The following is a 19,231-nucleotide window of genomic DNA, read 5'->3' as shown; positions in this document are numbered from 1 at the left end:
GTTCCATCGCGCGGCGCTTATGGTCGGTGCTGGCGAGCGGGTCAAGCCGGTCGGATGCTTCCGGGTGACGCTCGGGTCTCGCCGGCGCGTCGCCCGAAGGCTATGGGGTCTTTCCAGAGGCATGGCGAAGGCGAAGGCACGCGCTGCGGCGATCGATCTTGGGAAGGCCCGCGTCGGCGTGGCCGTGACCGACGAGCTCGGGCTCTACGCGCACCCGCGGCCGCTGCTCGACGGGCGGAACCGGAAGGCGCTCCTGGAGGCCCTTGCGGCGCTCGCCCGGGACGAAGGCATCACCCGGTTCCTCGTGGGGCTGCCGCTCGAGATGAACGGGGACGAGGGGCCCGCCGCGCGGCGGGCGGCGGCCTTCGCGCAGGCGCTGGCCGACGCGGCCGGCGTCGAGGTGGAGCTCGTCGACGAGCGGCTGACGACGGTCGAGGCGGCCCGGCGGCTGCGCGACGGGGGCGTCTCGGGGCGAAAGAGCAAGGAGCGCGTCGACGGGGCGGCGGCGGCGCTGCTGCTCCAGGCGTGGCTGGACCGGCGGGGCTAGACCGCTGCACCCCGCTCTGGCCTCGACCGGGAGGCGCGCGGCCCGGGAGCGCCGGGGCTACCGGCTCTCGCTGCGGAGCAAGAGGTACGCGCCGGCGGCGCCGACCGCGCCGACCGCGAACAGCACGACGTCCCACATGGGCCACGCGACGCCGGCCGCGCGCCGGAGGACGACGGCCTCCACCACCCGCACGAGCAGCGACGCGAAGCCGTAGGCGCACAGGCCGACCACGATCGGCCGGCGCAGGTTGTCGGCCAGATCGACCGCCTTCATGCTGTTGTTCCAGACGGTCTTGCGCACGTGGCTCGCGCTGATCAGCGCGGGGGTGATCAGCGCGAAGCCGATCCCGGACGCGAGCAGGACGGCCTCGAGGCCCGTCAGGTTGTCGGTCACCTGACCGCCGCGCGACAGGCGGATGATCGCGGTGACGAGCGTGACCAGGCTGCCGGCGACCCAGAACAGGCCGAGCGCGAAGAGCAGGAGGATGAGCGGCCTCGCCATGCTCACCTGCTGCGCCTGGCGGAGCTGCATCGTCGGCGCCACGCGCGGCGCCGACGGCATCGACACGCGCGGCCCGGGCACGCCGGGGGCGTCGAGCTCCTTGGGCTCGGCCTCGCTTGTGTCGTAGAGCGCGAGCTCCGCGTCGAGCTCCTCCATCGTCTGGTACCGATGGCCGGGCTCCTTCGCCATGGCCCGCTGGATGATCATCTCGAGCGGCTCGGGGATGCTCGGCTCGAGCGAGCGCGGGCGGGGCGGGTCCTCGGTGAGCACCGCGGTGAGCGTCGCGGTCGGATCGTTGCGGTCGAACGGGCGGCTGCCGGTGAGGGCGCAGTAGAGGATCGCGCCGACGGCGTAGATGTCCGCCCGGTGATCGACGCGCTCGCCGCGGGCCTGCTCCGGCGCCATGTACGAGGGCGTGCCCATGATCATGCCGGTCTGCGTGAGCGCGGCGCCCGGCGCGTCGTCGACCTTGGAGATGCCGAAGTCGATCACCTTGGCGGTCGGCATCGCGAGGTCGCCGGTGAGGAACACGTTCTCCGGCTTCATGTCGCGGTGCACCACGCCCTTCGCGTGGGCCGCTGCGAGCGCCTTGCAGATCTGCCGGACGATGCGCACGGCGGGGCCGGTCTTCATCTTGCCGGCCTCGTTGAGGTAGTCGGCGAGCTCCTTGCCTTCGAGGAACTCGTTCACGAGGAACGGACGGCCCTCCGCGGTGCGGTGGACGTCGAAGACGGTGACGACGTACGGGCTCTGCACCGCGGCCGCGGCCTCGGCCTCGCGCTGGAAGCGCGAGATCACCTGAGGCTGCCGCGCGAACTCCGGGTGCAGCATCTTGATGGCGAACCGCTTGCTGGAGATCCGCGTGTGGCGCGCCTCGTAGACGCGCCCCATGCCGCCCTCGCCGACGACGCGCACGACCGTGTACGTCTCGTTGAGCGTCTTGCCGACGAGATCGTCGCGGACCGCGTCGTCCTCCGACTCGTCGAGCGTCGCGGCGTCGCGCGGGCAAACCCTGAACTCGGCCGGGTAACGGACCCCGCAGGTGGGGCAGACCTTGGGGGTCGAGTTGTCGCTCGCGGGGGTCGAGAGCGCGGTGGCGGAGGAGGAGAGGCTCGTCATCGCGTTCGCGATATGAAGGTCCGACTGCGAGCCGCGCGCGTCCGACTGCGGTCGGGAGGCTTCGTCGGGGGGCCGGATGGTGCCGGGCATCGCCGACCGAGGGTAACCAATCGGCCGTTCTGGGGGTGACAAATCGCGCGGCCCGCGTCGACCGCGTTGACGGACCGAGGCACCTGCGTATACTCGCGCGCTCCTCAGCTCACTGGCCTGAACTTCGCGGGCTCCCGCCACTACGGGCGCGGGGCTCACATTCAGGCGTCACTTGGCCAGCCGCCGGTTCCGTTCCTCCGTTTTCGGAGAAGACGAGCCGGCCCGGACGCTCGGTAGCGCACCGGCAGGGCCATGGAGAGCCAGCCATGCTGCATTCTGTTCAGAAGACGGACATCATCCAGAAGTACGCGATCCACGACGGCGACACCGGGTCGCCGGAGGTCCAGATCGCCCTCCTCAGCGAGCGGATCAATCAGCTGCAGGAGCACTTCCGCACGCACCAGAAGGACCACCACTCCCGCCGCGGCCTGCTGAAGCTGGTGAGCCAGCGCCGCCGGCAGCTCGACTACCTGAAGCGCGTCGACATCGAGCGCTACCGCGGCCTCATCAGCCGCCTCAACCTCCGCAAGTAGTCGCGGATTTCCGGGCCATCAGGCCTGCCGCCCCCGGGCGAGGCGCGCCTCGCACGCTGGCGCTGCGCGAGAGCAGGCGACCCCGCCTGCCGTCTGCCCGCTGGGCCTGTCTGTCCCACCTGCTGATCCATCCCACCACCAGCGATTCACCCCAGCGGCCCGCCCATGTGCGATCGGTCCCGCCCGCGGCCCAGCCCGGGTGCGGCCTGGCTCATCTGCGGCTCCGTGCGCGCCTTTCCGCTCCAGCACCCATGCACACGCGGCCGTTCCGGCCCCTTCCGTTCGGGAGGTTTTGCGGCACGCGCCCCTGAACGCCTGCGTTTTGCGCTGGCGAGAGCGGAGCGGACGCTCTAAGGAGGTCATTCATTGACCACGGACCGGCGGGGCGATCGCGCCTCGCCGTTCCCGAGCGCGGGCTTCGCGCATCTTCGTCTTCGCTTCGTGCGCAGCAGCTCGGCTCCTGCGCAGGAACCGAGGAAGAAGAGCAGCCCCTCGCGCTCGGCGTAGCGCCGCACGCAGCGGCCCTCGCGATCGTGCGAGAGAGAGCTGAAATCCCAATGTTCGTTCGTGAATCCGTCATGGTGGGCGGCCGTGCCCTCACCCTCGAGACCGGCCGCCTCGCCAAGCAGGCCCACGGGGCCGTGCTCGTCACCTACGGCGATACCATGGTGCTCGTGACCGCCGTCTCTCAGGACGAGCGGCCGGGCCTCGACTTCTTCCCCCTCACCTGTGAGTTCGTCGAGAAGACCTACGCCGCCGGAAAGATCCCCGGCGGCTTCTTCAAACGCGAGGCGCGCCAGCGCGAGGAGGAGATCCTCTCGAGCCGCCTCATGGATCGCCCGCTCCGCCCCCTCTTCCCGGAGGGCTTCAAGCGGGACACGCAGATCATCGCGACCGTCCTCTCCAGCGACAAGCAGAACAAGGCGGACGTCCTCGCCCTGACGGGGGCGAGCGCCGCGCTGCACATCTCGGACATCCCCTGGCACGGGCCGGTCGTGGGCGTGCGCGTGGGCCGGCTCGACGGCGAGTTCGTGGCGTACCCCACGGTCGCCGACATCGAGCGCTGCGACATCGACCTCGTCGTCGCCTGCTCGCGCGACGCGATCGTGATGGTCGAGGGCGGCGCGGCCGAGGCGACCGAGACGGAGATCATCGACGCGCTGATGTTCGCGCACGAGACCGCGCAGCCGGTCCTCGATCTGATCGAGAAGATGCGCGCCGCGGTGGGCAAATCGAAGCGCGAGTTCGTCGCGCCGGCGCTGCCGGAGGAGATCAAGCGGCGCGTCGCCCAGATCGTCGACGAGGACCTGAAGGCCGCGACGAAGGTGACCGACAAGAAGGCGCGCTACGATGGGTACAGCTCGCTCAAGAAGAAGCTGACCGAGACGCTGAACGCCGAGCTCGGCGCCGAGAAGCTCCTCCCCCTCCAGGGGCTCGTGAAGGCGGAGTTCGAGGAGCGCAAGGCGCACGTCGTCCGCACCTACGTGATCGAGGAGGGCAAGCGCATCGACGGTCGCGACGGCAGGAGCATCCGGCCGATCATGTGCGAGGTCGGCCTGCTCCCGCGCGTGCACGGCAGCGCCCTGTTCCAGCGCGGCGAGACGCAGGCGATCGTCACGACGACGCTCGGCACCTCGACCGACGAGCAGAAGATCGACGGCCTGATGGGGGAGACGTGGAAGCGCTTCTACCTCCACTACAACTTCCCCCCCTTCTCGACCGGCGAGACGAAGCCGCTCCGCGGCCCCGGCAGGCGCGAGATCGGCCACGGCGCGCTCGCCGAGCGCGCGCTCTCCCGGATGATCCCGGCGCCGGATCAGTTCCCGTACACGATCCGCATCGTGTCGGAGACGCTCGAGTCGAACGGCTCGTCGTCGATGGCGGCCGTCTGCGGCGGGTGCCTCTCGCTCATGGACGCGGGCGTGCCGATCAAGTCGCCCGTCGCTGGCATCGCGATGGGGCTCATCATGGAGGGCCAGCGCTACGCGGTGCTCTCGGACATCCTCGGCGACGAGGATCACCTCGGCGACATGGACTTCAAGGTCTGCGGCACCTCGCGCGGCGTGACCGCGATCCAGATGGACATCAAGATCGCGGGCCTGAGCCGGCAGATCCTGGCGCAGGCGCTGGATCAGGCGCGCGAGGGGCGGCTCCACATCCTGGGCAAGATGCTCGAGACGCTGCCGACCACGCGGCCCGAGCTCAGCCAGTACGCGCCGCGGATCACCACGGTGCGCGTGAAGCCCGACCAGATCCGGCTCATCATCGGCCCCGGCGGCAAGACCATCAAGGGCATCGTCGACCAGACCGGGGTCGCGATCGACGTCGAGGACGACGGCACGGTGAACGTCGCGTCGGCCGACTCCGACGCAGTGAAGAGGGCGCTCGACATCATCAAGGGCCTGACGGCCGAGCCCGAGGTCGGCGCGACCTACAAGGGGACGGTCAAGCGCATCACCGACTTCGGCGCCTTCGTCGAGATCCTCCCGAACACCGACGGCCTGCTGCACATCTCGGAGATGGCCCACACGCGCGTCGAGCGCGTCGAGGACGTCGTCAAGGAGGGAGATTCGCTCGACGTGAAGGTGCTGAGCGTCGATCGCGAGGGGAAGATCCGGCTGAGCCGGCGCGAGCTGCTCCCGCTCCCCGAAGGCGAAGAGGGCGATCGGGCGCGCGAGCGCATGGCGCAGGCGCGCGACGCCGGCCCGCCGCCGCGGCGCGATGGACCGGGCGGGCGAGGCGGCGATCGCGGCGGCGATCGCGGATCGCGGCCCGGCATGGAGCGCGATCGCGGCGGACCGCCGCGCGAGCGCCGAGAGCGCCGCTCCTAGTCACAAGCCCCCCAGGCGGGACCTCATGCCGCGCTGCGGCGCGCGCCCGAGCCCTCCCGCCGCTGACTCCCCCTCAGAGAGAGCCCCGATTCGCAGCGATCCGCGGCCGTGCGCGCGGATCGCCGCCCTCATGCAGGCCAGCGCGCTCCGCTGCTGCGTTGACGCGCGCGTGCGCCGCGCCGCGCTGCGGCTCATCTGCCAGCTGCTTTGTTGGAATCCGGTGAAGTCCGCATGGCTCGTTCACAATCAGGGTAGTGTCGCGACCCCTGCTCGTGGCATGCTCCGCCCGTGCTCGTACGCAGAGCGAAAATCGTCTGTACCATTGGCCCTTCGTGTGACTCTCAAACGACGCTGGAGCAGCTCATCCGCGCCGGTATGGATGTCGCTCGACTCAACTTCTCTCACGGCTCGCATGAGGATCATGGCAAAGCAATCGCCACGGTCCGTGCGGCTGCGGAGGCATGCGGGAAGCCTGTGGCTATCCTGCAAGACCTCTGCGGCCCGAAGATCCGAGCCGGTCGCTTCCCCGGCAACACCTTCGAGGTGACTGACGGGGCTACCGTTTGGCTGACCGAGGCGAACAGGGACAGCCCTGTCGCGACGCCCGGCGAGATCCCGATCCTCTACGAGGGGCTCGCGTCCGATCTGCAGCCGGGCGACGTCGTCCTAATCGACGACGGCCGCGTCGTCGTCACCGTGACCAAGGTCGAAGGGGACCGCGTCCAGGCCGGCGTGACGCAGGGCGGACGTCTGCGCGATCGCGTCGGCGTCCACCTGCCCGCCAGGCGTGTGCGCATCTCCGCGCTGACCGAGAAGGACAAGGCCGACCTCAGCTTTGGCCTTGCGCAGGGGGTCGACTACGTCGCCCTCTCGTTCGTCCGCAACGCGGACGAGGTCCGGCACGTCCGCGACATCTGCGAGGCCTGGGGTCGCCCGACGCCCATCGTCTCCAAGATCGAGACGCCAGGCGCCATCGACAACCTCGAGGCGATCATCCTCGCCTCGGACGGGGTGATGGTCGCGCGCGGCGATCTCGGCGTGGAGTTCAACCCGGAGCGGGTGCCGATCATCCAGCGCGAGATCCTCGGCCTCGCCCGCGTGCACCAGAAGCCGGTCATCGTCGCGACCGAGATGCTCCAGTCGATGGTGACCGCGACGCGCCCGACGCGCGCCGAGGCGAGCGACGTGGCCACGGCCGTCTTCGACGGCACCGACGCGGTCATGCTCTCTCAGGAGACCGCGACCGGCGCGCACCCGCCGCTCGTCGTGCGGATGATGGCCCGCATCGTGACGGAGGCCGAGCAGAGCTCGTTCTACCGTTACCTCTCGAGCGAGCAGCCCGGGCAGCGCGCCAACGTCCCCGAGGCGACCGCGCGCGCCGCCTGCGACATCGCGAAGGACATCGGCGCGAAGCTGATCGTCGCGTTCACCGAGAGCGGCCTCACCGCGCGGTACGCGTCGAAGGCGCGCCCCGTCGTGCCGATCGTGGCCTTCTCGCCGAACGATACGACGCGCCGGCGCCTCGCGCTGCTCTGGGGCGTGGTGCCGTTCCCCGTCGACGCGCTCCGGAACTCGGACGAGATGGTCGAGCGCGCCACCGGGTACCTGCTTGCGAACGGCCTCGTCTCGCCGGGCGACAAGCTCGTCACCATCTTCGGCGCTCCTGTCGGTGTCTCGGGGTCGACCAACACGATTCGGGTGAAGGTCGTTGAATGAGCCTGCCCGCCCGCGATAGGGGCTCGTCGGGCGAGCAGGAACCTCTCTCCAGGAACGCGGGCGCGGAAGTCCTCCCGAAGCTCGAGAAATACGAGCTGATCGAGGAGCTAGGCCACGGCGGGATGGCCACGGTCTACCGCGCCCGCGACCCGCGGCTCCGCCGCGATGTCGCCGTCAAGATCATCCACAAGCACCTCCGGGAGAACACGGAGGTCGGCACCCGCTTCGTCGCCGAGGCGCGCGCGGCGGCGAAGCTGCGCCACCCCGGCATCGTCGAGGTGTACGACGTCTCCAGCGAGCAGGACCGCGAGCGCTACCTCGTCGTCGAGCTGCTCCGCGGCGCCACGCTGCGCAAGATCCTGGGCGCCCACCGCGAGATGCCGGCCGAGATCGGCGCCGCGGTGGTGCTCGAGCTGTGCGACGCGCTGGAGCACGCGCACGCGTCGGGGATCATCCACCGCGACGTGAAGCCGGAGAACGTGCTCGTCGAGCTGCCCTCCGACCGCGACGGTGAAAGCCGCCGGGACGGCGCGAGCGTGGTGATCAAGCTCACCGACTTCGGTATCGCCAAGATCCTCGACGCCCAGGGCGTCACCTCGACGGGGCAGGTGCTCGGCTCTCCGGCGCACATGGCGCCGGAGCAGATCGAGGGCGGCGAGGTCGACGCGCGCACCGACGTGTTCGCGCTCGGGGTGCTCTTCTACGAGTGCCTCGTCGGGCACCTGCCGTTCGAGGGCAAGAACCCGGCGCAGGTGCTCCGCAAGGTGCTCGAGGGGCTCTACCCGGAGGCCGAGCGCGAGCGACCCACCGTGGGCGCGCGCTGGAGCCGCATCGTCGCGGGCGCCCTCGCGCACGACATCGTCGCCCGCTCGGCGAGCCCTCGCGCGCTCGCGGATCAGATCCGGGCCGAGCTCACGGCGCTCGGCATCGCGGAGCCGCGCGCCGAGCTCGCCGCCTACTTCGCCGACCCGGCAGGCTACGCCGAGCGGCACGCCGCGCGGCTCGTCCCGCGCCTCGTGGCGCGCGCGGAGGCCGGCCGCAAGCGCGGCGACGTGCCCGGCGCGGCCGCCGACTACAACCGGGCGCTGGCCCTCGCGCCGAACGACCTCACCATCCTCAAGCGGCTCTCGAAGCTGAACGCGAGCCGCAACCGGAAGAAGCTCGCGCTGCGCGCGCTGCTCGTCGCGCTCGGGTCGGTGGCGCTCGGCCTCGCCGCGTTCACGATCGCCCGCGCGCTCCGCGACCCGCCGGTGGACGCGGAAGCGCTCGCAGCGGTCGAGCCGACGGCGGCGCCGCCGACGCCGCCCATCGACGCCCTCATCCCGTCGCCGAACGTGCGCGCGGTCGCGCCGAGCGCCACGGAGCTCGCGAGCGCGCCGCGGCCCCGCGCGCGGCACCCGCTGCCGCAGAGCCCGCCCTCCACCGCGCCGACGGAAGACGTCCCGGTGGTGCGCGATGTCGTCTTCCAGATCGTCCCGAGCGGCGCCAAGCTGGTGCTCGATGGCGTCGAGTTCAGCTGGTTCGGCGCGAACAAGGTCACGCCCCTGAAGATCGGCACACACACCGTTCACATCAGCGTGCCCAGCTCGCGGTGCTGCAAGCCGTACTCGGGCGTCATCTCGGTCGTGGCGCCGAAGCCCGGCGTCTCCGCGCCGCAGCGGATCATCCACAAGCTGGAGATCCTGCCCAGCATGGTCGTCCTGAGCGGCGCGCCGCCGAGCGCGCAGGTCGCGTGCCCGCAGATCGGCCTGATCGGCTACGCGGGCACCCCGCAGGCCGTGACCTTGAACGACGTGTCCTGGAGCGGGAGCTGCCTCTTCACGCCTGCTACGCCGGATGCAGCGGCGCGCGTCGGCAACGTGACGCTGGTGGCCGGCGAGCCGAACACCGTTTCCTGGCCGTCCGGCTGACGGCATCGCCGTCATTGGGGCGTCCGCTCCGGAATTCTCAGCATCCCCGCCCAAACTCCGCTACATCACGGCGCACCCCTTCCGCATGGCTGCGCGAACTCCAGGCAGGAGATCTCCCGGCGCTCGCTCCCCATCGGTCGGGGGCCGCCGCGCCCTGCGCGCGCCGCGGCGCCTCGCGGCGGCGGCGGCCGCCGCCCTCGCGCTCTGCTTCGCGGCGCCGGCGCGCGCCGACGACGTGCAGCAGTTCGAGCTCGCCAAGACGCGCTTCGACGCCGGGCACTACGAGGAGGCCGTGAGCCGCTTCGCGGCGATGCTCGATCCCGCGAACGCGCCCTGCGAGCGCGGGCCGATCGAGGCGGAGGGCAAGCCGTGCAGGATCTCCGAGCCCGGCCTGATCGAGCGGGCGCGCGGCCTCGCCGCCGCGGCGCTCGTGGCGCTTCGGCGCACGGGCGAGGCCGACGCGTACATCGAGCAGATCCTCCTCGACAACCCGGTGTACTCGCCGAACCCGGCGGTGTTCCAGCCCGAGGTGATCGATCGGTTCACCGCGGTCCGGGCGCGCATCCGGGCGCGCATCGAGGAGGTGACGCGGCAGAGGGCCGAGGCGCAGCGCGCGGCGCGGCTGCGGATCGAGCGGAGCCGCGAGGACGAGCGCCGCTGGGTCGCCGAGCTCCATCGCCTCGCGGGGCGCGAGCGGGTCGTGGCGCAGAACTCCCGCTGGACAGCGATGCTGCCCTTCGGCGTGGGGCAGTTCCAGAACGGCGACGACGGGCTCGGCTGGTTCTTCCTGGTCAGCCAGGCCGTCGCCGGCGGGACCTCGATCGTCTCGGCGATAGCGCTGGCCAGCTACGAGAACGTCGACGTCTCGCCGAGGTACTCGGGGCAGGGCGGCGGCCCGGTGCAGAGCGTCGACATCGACGCGCTGAACAGCCGTATCGGGACCGCGGCCGCCGTCAACCGCGTGGCCTTCGGGGCGTTCGCGACGCTCGCCGCGGCCGGGATCGCCCACGCGCAGATCACGTTCGTCCCCGAGCGGGTCTCCTTCCGGACGCGCCCCGTGCCGCCGCCGCCGCCGAGCTTCACCGCCGCGCCGACGATCTCCGTGCTCCCCGGCGGCATGCTCGCGGGGCTCACCGGCCGGTTCTGACCGGGGGAGCCGCGCGGCTCACGCCTTCCGCGCGGCGGCGATCCAGAACCCGCCGAGCTGCGCGAGCGGCGTGTCGCACAGCGCCCACTCCGCCCCGCGCAGGAGGCGCCCGAGGCCGGGCACGCGCATCGCGGCGGCGAACGGCGTCACGATGCGCACCCCGCGCGAGGCGACGACGCGCACGCTGTCCGGCATCAGAGCGGCGGCGGCGCTCGGCGCGTCGAAGCGCGTGAACACGGCGCTCTCCCGGGTCGCGTCGCTGATGGCGCCCGCCGGGCCGAGCCGCTTCACGAGCCCGCGCAGGCTGTAGGGGTTGTAGAACTCGGCGATCACGTGCCCGCCGGGCCGCACCACCCGCGCCATCTCCGACAGCGCGCGGCGGACGTCCTCCACGTGGGCGAGCACCTTGAACGAGCACGCGACGTCGAAGCTCTCGTCGGCGAACGGCAGGTCGGTCGCGCTCCCCTCCACGACGTCGAGCCCGCGCTCCCGGGCGCGCTCGAGCATGCCGGGCGAGAGATCGACCCCGCGCGCGGCGCGCGCGAACGCGCGGATCCGCGCGAGCAGGAGCCCGGTCCCACACCCCACCTCGAGCACGTCGCGGCCCTCGCCGAAGCGGCGCACGAAGTCGACCTCGAGCGCGTCGACGAGGTCGTGGTAGCCCCCGGGATCGCGCCCTCCGCGCCGGGCTTCGTAGCGCGCCGAGAACTCGTCGTAGTACGCCCGCGTCGCGCGCAGGCGCTCGTCCGTGCCGACCTCTGCCGTCTGGGCTCCCATGGGCCCGCTATAGTACTCCGCGCCGCGCGCTGCCCGTGCTCCTTGCGCTCCTTGCGCTCCTTGCGCTCCTTGCGATTCGCCGCGCCGGGCCGCATCTCTCCTGCGAGGTGACCCATGAAACCCGGCGACCATCCCGATTTCTTCCGCTTCGCGCCGCCCCCAGGGACCTCCCGCGAGAGCTCGATCCGGCTCGATCGCGAGGGCCGCTTCTGGCACGACGGCGCCCGGGTCGACCATCCGGCGATCGAGCGTGGGCTCCGGTCCTGGATCGGGCGGCACCCGGACGACGGCCGGCCGATCCTCACGAACGGCTACGACTGGTGTTACTTCCAGGCCGACGACGCGCCGCTCTTCGTCGACGCGCTCCGGATCGGCGAGGGCGGCGCGGTCTCGCTGCTCCTGTTCGACGGCACGGAGGAGCCGCTCGATCCGGCGACGCTCTCCCTCGGCGAGGACGGCGTCGTGTACGCGCGCGCCCGGAGCGGCGCGCTCGAGGCGCGCTTCTCACGCCATGCGCAGACGCAGCTCGCCCCGCTGCTCGTCGAGGCCGAGCCGCCCACGCTGCGCGTCGGCGGCCGCGAGGTCACGCTGCCCCCGCGGGCCGCGCGCTAGCCCCGCGCGCCGGAGATCCAGAGAGGGATCGCTGTCGCGCGGGGCCGAGGCGGCCGCGCTCGGCTCAGTATCGATACTGCCAGAGCAGGTCGAGCATGCCCGAGGTCGTCTGGCGCTCGTCGACGCCCACCGTGCCGCGGAGCGTCCAGTGCTCGTTGAAGCGCCAGTCGATGGTGACCTCGGTCCGCGTGCCGCGCTCGCTCGCCGTCCCACCGGGGGTCGGCCCGCTCGGTGCCGCCGAGGCGCTCTGCTGCGCGCCTTCCTGGAAGGTCGCCTGCGCCGTCAGGTTGTCGCTCAGCCGGTAGACCACGCTCGTCCGCAGCGTGCCCTCCGACGTCGTCCCGAACCGCGTCGTCAGCCCGCGCAGCGGCGCGATGCCGCTCAGCAGCGCGTTGAACTGCGCCGCCGCGATCTCGCTGCCGACCGACGCCGCGACGCCGCCGGCCGCGAGGCCCGCGGGGGTCTCGGCGCCCGCGGCCTGCGCGCCCTCCGAGAAATCGGCGCCGAACAAGAGCCGCGCGAGGATGTCCTGCTGCGAGCTCGGCGGGCTCGAGGTGAAGCGCAGCGACCTGTCGGTGATGGGCCGGAGGTTGCCGTTGAAGTCGACGTGGATGCGCGTGCCGTCGGGGGCGTCCCAGTGCGCCGTGACGTTCAGGTGCGGGTTCGACGCCTCCTCCTCGCGCAGGCGCACGCGCCCGCCCTCGATCTCGAACGCCTTGCCGTAGATCTCGAGCTCGCCCCGCGTGACCTCGATGCCGCCCGACACCCGCGTGTCCTCGCCGATCACGACGCGCGGCGGCGCGTCCTCGGCGCCCCTCAGGCGCAGCCGTAGCCCCGCGCCGCTGACGAACGCGTCGCGCACGTCGAACGTCACGGTGTAGCGGAGCGCGTCCGCCGCGCGCCGCTGCTTCTCCGGCCCGAGCGGGTGCGAGACGGAGATGTCGGGGTTGTCGTCGAGCGGCTGGACGTCGCGGCTGCTCGTGGCCGGCAGCGAGACGCGGAGCGTGGGGACCTCCGGGACCGTCACGTACAGCGCGAGCTCGCCCGGCTTCTTCTCCGCGATGAACGACAGCGCCCCGGAGGCGGTCCCGAGCGGCACCCCCTCGAGCGTGAGCGGGAGGGCCTGGTCCTCGGCGATGGTCAGCGCCCCGGCGCCGTCGCGCAGCGCGAGCCCGGCGAGCCGGAACAGGGCCCAGCCCTGCGCCATCCCGGTCGTGCCCGCCGCGCGGAAGCCCTCGATCCGGAGGACGCCGCCCTCGGCCGTGATGCGGGCGGCCACGTCGCGCAGCTCCTGCCCGAGCTCCGGGATGTGCACGACGCCGTCCGTGACCTGGAGCTGGGCGCGGAGGTTCCCGTCGGCGTCGGACGGGCCGCCGAGCTCGATGCGGAGGTCGCCGTCCAGCGTCCCATCGACCTTGCTCAGCAGCCCGCCGACGAGCGGCTGGAGCGCCGCGAGCCGGAAGCGCTCCGCGGAGAGGGCGAGGTCCGTGCGCTCGCCGTCGAGGACCGGGATGAACCCGTCGCGGAAGCGCACGCTGGCGAAGGCGTTCGCGCGGATCTTGCCGCCGCGCCGGCCCTCGAGGGCGAGCTCGGTGACGCGGAGGTTCCCGCGCCCGGCCTCGCGCATCGGGTCGATCCGCAGCGCGAGCACGCCGCGCTCGAAGGCGAGGTCGTTCCCGAGCGTGACGCCCGGCACCGTGAGGCGCGCCTTGAGCGACGGCGCGATGTTGAGGCCGCGCATCTCGATCTCGCCGCTCACGCGCCCGGCGATGCCGCTGTCGGCGAGCAGGGGGATCTCGCCGAGCGGGACCTCGCGCAGCGTCGCGCGGAAGGAGCCGGTCCACGCGGGGGGCGGAGGCGCGCCTTTGCGCGCGCGCGCCGGGACGCCCCCGAGCAGGCGTTCGAGCGGCGCGAGCACCTCGGCGCTCACGGTCGCGATCTCGGCCGCGCCGCGCGTGACGTGCGCGTCCAGCGTGGCCTTCTCGCTGTCGTACGTGACCCACGCGTCGAGGTCGGTGGGGAACAGGAGATCCGTCGCGCCCGAGACGCCGGGCGGCGCATAGGTGAAGCCCCACCAGAGGGTCCGCGCCGTCAGGAACGGACGCTCGATCGTGCCGCTGGCGTACGCGTCGATCCGCACCTCGCCGGCGACCGGCGGGAGCGCCTCGCGCACGAACGAGGGCAGCGTGGCGAGCTGGTCCATCGCGCGTCGCGGGATGGAGGCGTGCGCGGCGATGGGCGAGCGCAGGAGAGACGACCACCGGCTCGCGGGCGGCCCCGTGAGCGCCTCGAGATCGAGCTCGATCGTGCCGGAGACGTCGGCGAGCAGCCCGCCGTCGTACAGCGTCAGCGCGGCGTCCGCCCTGCCTGTCGCGCCGCTGAACGAGCCCTTGAGCTGCGCGTCGACGAAGCGCGACTCCCAGGCCGGGCGCTCGGCGTCCAGCCGATGCGGCCCGGCGAGCGCGAGGCCGTGCGTCCGCACGAGCACGTCGTGCAGCGAAGGCAACGGCTCGCCGGCCGCGCGCGACACCCGGAAGCTGGTCGTGAGCTTGCCGCGCACCTCGCTCACGATGTGCGCGATCGGCATGAGCTGCGCGAGGCAGCCGAGGTCCCAGTCCTCCGCGGCGACCTCGGCCTTTCCGACCAGGGTGGTCCAGGTCTCCGCGCGCAGGAGGGGCCCGTCCAGCGTGCCCTCGGCGCCCGACACGCGCACGCTCGCGAGGGTGCCCGCGCACCGCGGCAGGGCGCCGTTCCACGCGCCGTTCGGCGGCTGCCCGCCGTTCCCGTTCGGTTGCGGCGATTTCGCGTCGATGCGCACGGAGCCGTCGGCCTTGACCTGGTCGCGCTCGAAGGTCGCCGTGAGCTCCGCCGAGATGCCGGACAGGAACGCGATCTCGCCCCCCGTGAGGCCGAGCCGCACGTGGCCCGAGCGCCCGCTCTCGCGGTCCCGATCGAGCGCGACGTCGACCTCCGCGCGCCCGCGCACGCGGAGCGGTATCCCGATCATCCGGGCCACGCGGCCGACGTCGATGCCGTCGCCCCGGAGGCGCCCGGTCACGTCATCGCCCCGCACCGCGAGCCGGCCCTTCAACGAGCCGAGCTCGGCCGAGGAGAGATCGAGCCCCTCGACGGCGAGCCCGCCGGGCGAGGGGCTGATCGCCGTGATCTTCCCCGCGACCGCGGCGCCGTCGCGCTTCAGCTGGAGCTCGACGTCGCGGAGGGCGAGGGGAGTGGAGCTCAGCCGCGCGGAGGCGCTCAGGGAGTCGTCGCCGTCGGTGATCGTCGCGCGGAGCTTCGGCGAGGCGAGCGGGCCGGAGATCTGCGCGGTGACCTCGTCGAGCGTGTGGCCGCCGGCGAGCGCCTCCTTCCCGGAGAGCGAGGCGTCGATCGAGAGCGCGTCGATCGGCCCGGAGACCCGCCCCGCGACGCGCGCGCTGGCGAGCGCGACGTCCGGGCCGGCCCGGAGCCCGGCGAACGCGCCCTCGACGCGCGCGTCGAGCGCTCCCGCGCGGAGGCTCCCCTCGACGCGCACGCGGCCGGCGCCGTCGACGCTCCCGGCGAGGCGTGGCGCCGCGGCGATCGCCGGGATGTCGGCCGTCGCCGCGAAGCGGATGCCCTGGCCGCCCGGCAGGAGCGAGACGGCGGCGTCGATCGGAGCGCCCGGCTCGTGGAGGTGCACGCGCGCGTCGAGCTCGCCGCGGTCGAGGACGAGGTGGACGTCCGCCGCCGGCACGCGCTGCCCGAGCAGCGCGGTGGGCTCGGTCTGCGCCTCGACGGAGAGCCGGAGCAGGTCCCCGAGCTCGACGCGCACCCGGCCGTCCGCGGTGATCAAGGGCGCCGCGTCCGCCGGCCCGGAGCCGCGCTCCGGCGCGGGCTTCGCCGCGGCAGCGCGGGCGGGCGCAACGCGGGGCAGGGCGGGCGCGGCGTGGGTCAGGGCGCGCACGGCGCGTGGCAGGGTGGGCGCGGCCGGGACAGGCGCCGCGCCCGTCTGCGTCGGCGCCGCGCCGGCCGGGACGGGCGCCGCGCCCGTCTGCGTCGGCGTCGCGCCGCTCGCCGCATCGGGCGAGAGGCGTACGCCGAAGAGCCGCAGATCCACGTCGCGCGCCTGCACCTCCGCGTCGAGCCGCACGGGCCCCGCCACGTCGAGCCGCCCTGTGAGGGCGAGGCCACCGCCCGCCGGGCCGGCAGCGTCTGCCGAGGCCGACGCCACCACGTCGAGCTGAGGGAGCTGGCCGTTCACGGCCACGCGCGCGGAGATCGGCTCGGTGAGGGGGTGATCCGGGAGGAGGCTCCGCAGCTGCTCCGGCGTGGCGCGCGGGACGCTCGCCTGCGCCTCGAGGTGCTCCTCGTCGAGCACGGCCCGCGCGGTGACCTCGACGTCGGCGAGCCGACCGGCGAAGCTGCTCCACATCCGGACCTTGTCCCCGGCGCGGAGGTGGTAGTTCGCCGTGCCCGCGGTCCTGGCCGGAAGGAACGCGCGATCCACGAGGCCCGTCTGATCGACGTCGACGGCGACCCCCTCCGGGCCGACGTGCACCGACCCGAAGAGCCGGCTGACGTCGGCGTCCAGCGCGCGCGGCGGAGCGGCCTGCCCGTGGACCCACCCGCGCCCGATCTCGACGTGCGAGAGGGCGACGACGACGTCGCGCGGAGGCCCCCCGGGCGCGGACGAGGGCGGGCTTCGCGGCGGTAGCGGCGTGAACGTGTCGCCGAGGGTGACGCCCCCCGCGCCGTTGTCCTGGACCAGCACGTCGGCCTGCTCGACCCGGATGTATGGGACCTCGATGCGGAGCGGGCCCGCGCCGAAGAGCGCGCCGCGGAGCATCGGGAGCACGTCGGCGCGCGCCTCGAGGCCGCTCGCGCGGATCACCTTGTTCCCCCGTGGATCGAGCGCGACCGCGGATCGGATCCGCACGCCGCTCAGGCTGAGCGCGTCGATCTCGTCGGCGACGATCCGCCCCTGGAACAGCGAGCCGAGGAGCCGGTTCGTGGCGTCGCGGGCCACGCGGCGCGCGGCGGGCGTGTCGAGGTGGAGCGCGACGCCGACGGCCGCGGCGCCCGCGAACGTCAGCGTGAGCCCGAGCGCCGCCGCGACGGCGGAGGCGGCGCGGCGCACGCGTCCCGGCGCGCGCGGCGGCGAGGAGCGCCGCGCCTCGGGTGCGGGGTCGGGCGTCACGGCGGGTAGCTTAGTACGCACGGGGCGTGGCGACCGTGCTGACGCGCGGCGCGACGGCGGGCGGCGGAGGAATACCGCGCCGCCGGGTCGAGCCCCGCGGGGGCGCGTCCGAGCCAGATCCACGCGCGCCGCAGGGAAGCCCTCGCCGGAGCGCCGCGACCTGCGACACGCCGCCACGGTGTGCGCCCGAGGCGCGCCGGAGCGGAGCGGTCAGCCGGCGAGCCGCTCGAGCTCCACGAAGAGCGAGCCGAGCTCCGGCTTCGATCGGAGCGGCGCGCAGAAGCGGCTGGCCAGGTGGAGCAGCTCGGCGTCGAGCTGATCGACCCTGCGCCCGATCTCGGCGATGCGCTCCTGGGACTCCCGGCGCCGCGCCTCGAGCTGCCTGTCGAGCTCTTCGAGGCGCTCGCGCAGCTTCTTGATCTGCGCGTCCACCTCGGCCACCTCGTGCTCGCGGGCGATCGCCTCGCTCTCCGCCTCGTAGTCCGCCTTGCGCGACGCGTACCAGCCCTCGACGAGCTCGGCCAGCCTGCGGTAGCTGGCGGCGAGCTCGAGGTAGGGCTCGGCGAACCCGCACCGGCCCTCCCAGCGCACGGCCTCCTTGTGCGCGATCAGCACCTCGGGGACGAACGCCTGCGTCGCCGCGTTGAGCGGCGCCACCCTGGCGCGGAAGGATCGGGCCTCGTCGCGCGTGAGCGAGGCGTCAACCGTGAGCGCATCCATCGCCCGTCCGATCTGCATCCGGCCGTCCCGCCACTCCTCGGCGACGCCCTCGAGGCGCCGCTGCTCGTCGAGGGCCCTCGAGCGGAGGTCGGCGTGCTCCCGCACGACGCCGCGCAGCGCGTCGAGCTGCCGCTGGATGTCTGCCGGCGCCGACGGGCCGAACGCGCGGGCCGTCATCCGCTCGAACAGATCGAGCCGGCTGACCCAGGGATCGCGCCCGGCGCCCCTCGAGCGCACGGCCGAGTCGCGCGGCATCGCCTCCGGCGGCGGGGGGAGCGCGATCCGGCTCGCGGCCGCGATCTCCTCGAGCTCCGCGAGCACGCGGTACGCGTCGACGGGGCGCTCGGAGGGATCCTTCGCCAGCAGGGCGCTGACGAGGCGGTCGAGCGCGTCCGGCATCTCCGGGGCCAGCTCCTTGAGGTGCGGCGGCTGCTCGTTCATGTGCTTCAGGATCCAGCTCGCCGGATCCGGCGCGTCGAACGGCAGCCGCTGCGTGATCATCTCGAACATGATGACCCCGAGCGAGTAGAGGTCCGCCGGGGGGCCCGCGTCGATCGTCGTGCTGCGCTCGGGCGCCATGTACTGAGGTGTGCCGAAGATCTCGCCGAGGTTGGTGAGCCGCGCGTCCTGCGCGCAGCGGGCGATGCCGAAGTCGAGGAGCTTCACCCAGTCGCCCTTCAGCAGGAACACGTTCTCCGGCTTGAGATCGCGGTGAACGACGTCGAAGTCGTGCGCTCGGCCGAGGGCGCGCGCCATCTGCACCCAGATGGGCAGCGCCCGCGCGAGCGGCACCCGGCTGCGCTCCACCACGTCGGCGAGGCTCGTCCCCTGGAGCAGCTCCATCACGAGGAAGGGCAGCCCGTCGTCGGTGTCGCCCTGATCGAAGATCTCGATGATGTTCGGGTGCGCGAGCCGCTGCGCGTGCCGCGCCTCGCGCCGGAAGCGCTCCCGCGTCGTCGTGTCCTGCGCGAACTCGCGGTTCAGGATCTTGATGGCGCACGGGGTGCCGATCAGCTTGTTGTACGCCCTGTAGACCGTGGCCATCCCGCCGATCCCGAGGCCCTGCTCGATGACGTAGCGGCCCGCGATCGACGTCCCGATGCGGGGATCCTTCTCGGAGACGAGCGACGAGCCGTCGATGAAGCAGAAGGCGCTGTCGGCCGGGTAACGCTGATGGCACTGCGGGCAGGTCTTCATAGCGGGCACGTCGGCTGCAAGGCTACACTCTACGGGGGGCCGCTCTCGAGGGTCAACGCTCGGCGCGCGCCTCGGCGCTTTGTCGAGTCGCGGTGTGCTGCGCTGCCTTGCCCTGCGTGATTCCGCGTAGCCCGGTGTCTCCTCGCGTGGCCCAGTGTCCTCTTACGTGGCTCACGCGTCTCCTCGCATCCTGCGGCCTCCCCTCGCGCCTCCTCAGGTCTCCTCGCGTCTCCTCGCGTCTCCTCACGTGATTCCAGCGCGGTTTCCGCGTGATTGCCGGCGGTGCGGCGCGCGCCGCGCGGGGGCGCTCCGCGATATGTTCTCGTGACGTCATGGACGAGGCTCCCTTGCGCGC

At 73.1% G+C, this 19,231-nt stretch carries 11 protein-coding genes; 7 read left to right on the top strand and 4 right to left on the bottom strand.

What is annotated here, in order from left to right:
- Window positions 1-121: 121 nt before the first annotated feature.
- Window positions 122-547 (top strand): Holliday junction resolvase RuvX, encoded by a 426-nt coding sequence (gene ruvX, locus POL72_RS02970; protein ID WP_272093463.1) that lies wholly within the window; start codon window positions 122-124, stop codon window positions 545-547.
- A 57-nt stretch (window positions 548-604) separates the two neighbouring features.
- On the opposite strand, the gene POL72_RS02965 is transcribed toward ruvX, so the two are convergent.
- A complete protein-coding gene (locus tag POL72_RS02965) occupies window positions 605-2,167 on the bottom strand; it encodes a serine/threonine-protein kinase (RefSeq protein WP_272093462.1) in 1,563 nt (520 codons plus the stop codon).
- 356 nt (window positions 2,168-2,523) lie between these two features.
- Here POL72_RS02965 and rpsO point away from each other — a divergent pair, with 356 nt between their 5' ends.
- From rpsO to POL72_RS02940, 5 genes are all read left to right on the top strand, one after another.
- On the top strand, window positions 2,524-2,790 hold the full coding sequence (gene rpsO, locus POL72_RS02960; protein ID WP_272093461.1) for a 30S ribosomal protein S15: 267 nt from the start codon (window positions 2,524-2,526) through the stop codon (window positions 2,788-2,790).
- Between the two features lie 557 nt (window positions 2,791-3,347).
- Complete coding sequence (gene pnp, locus POL72_RS02955) at window positions 3,348-5,621, top strand: polyribonucleotide nucleotidyltransferase (RefSeq protein WP_272093460.1); 2,274 nt, start codon at window positions 3,348-3,350, stop codon at window positions 5,619-5,621.
- Window positions 5,622-5,909: 288 nt separating this feature from the next.
- Window positions 5,910-7,337, top strand: coding sequence for a pyruvate kinase (gene pyk, locus POL72_RS02950; RefSeq protein ID WP_272093459.1), 1,428 nt, complete (start codon window positions 5,910-5,912; stop codon window positions 7,335-7,337).
- Complete coding sequence (locus POL72_RS02945; RefSeq protein ID WP_272093458.1) at window positions 7,334-9,247, top strand: serine/threonine-protein kinase; 1,914 nt, start codon at window positions 7,334-7,336, stop codon at window positions 9,245-9,247. Before pyk ends, POL72_RS02945 begins: the two co-directional genes overlap by 4 nt.
- A gap of 85 nt (window positions 9,248-9,332) precedes the next feature.
- The gene (locus POL72_RS02940; RefSeq protein ID WP_272093457.1) at window positions 9,333-10,394 is read left to right on the top strand and encodes a hypothetical protein; all 1,062 of its coding nucleotides are present in this window, start codon (window positions 9,333-9,335) and stop codon (window positions 10,392-10,394) included.
- Between the two features lie 18 nt (window positions 10,395-10,412).
- Here POL72_RS02940 and POL72_RS02935 read toward each other — a convergent pair whose 3' ends face one another.
- The gene (locus tag POL72_RS02935) at window positions 10,413-11,171 is read right to left on the bottom strand and encodes a class I SAM-dependent methyltransferase (protein ID WP_272093456.1); all 759 of its coding nucleotides are present in this window, start codon (window positions 11,169-11,171) and stop codon (window positions 10,413-10,415) included.
- A gap of 114 nt (window positions 11,172-11,285) precedes the next feature.
- Between POL72_RS02935 and POL72_RS02930 the strand changes: the two genes are divergently transcribed.
- A complete protein-coding gene (locus POL72_RS02930; RefSeq protein WP_272093455.1) occupies window positions 11,286-11,783 on the top strand; it encodes a hypothetical protein in 498 nt (165 codons plus the stop codon).
- A 64-nt stretch (window positions 11,784-11,847) separates the two neighbouring features.
- Here the strand turns inward: POL72_RS02930 and POL72_RS51125 are convergent, their stop codons facing one another.
- Entirely contained in the window at window positions 11,848-16,959 is a 5,112-nt protein-coding gene (locus POL72_RS51125; RefSeq protein ID WP_272093454.1) for a translocation/assembly module TamB domain-containing protein, read from the bottom strand.
- Window positions 16,960-17,169: 210 nt separating this feature from the next.
- Complete coding sequence (locus POL72_RS02920) at window positions 17,170-18,876, bottom strand: protein kinase domain-containing protein (RefSeq protein WP_272093453.1); 1,707 nt, start codon at window positions 18,874-18,876, stop codon at window positions 17,170-17,172.
- Window positions 18,877-19,231: the final 355 nt, after the last annotated feature.

Origin of the sequence: Sorangium aterium (assembly GCF_028368935.1) — a bacterium.
Taxonomy (GTDB): Bacteria; Myxococcota_A; Polyangia; order Polyangiales; family Polyangiaceae; genus Sorangium; species Sorangium atrum.
Note: the sequence above shows the minus strand (reverse complement) of the source record. Positions and strands in the feature narration are given on the sequence as shown.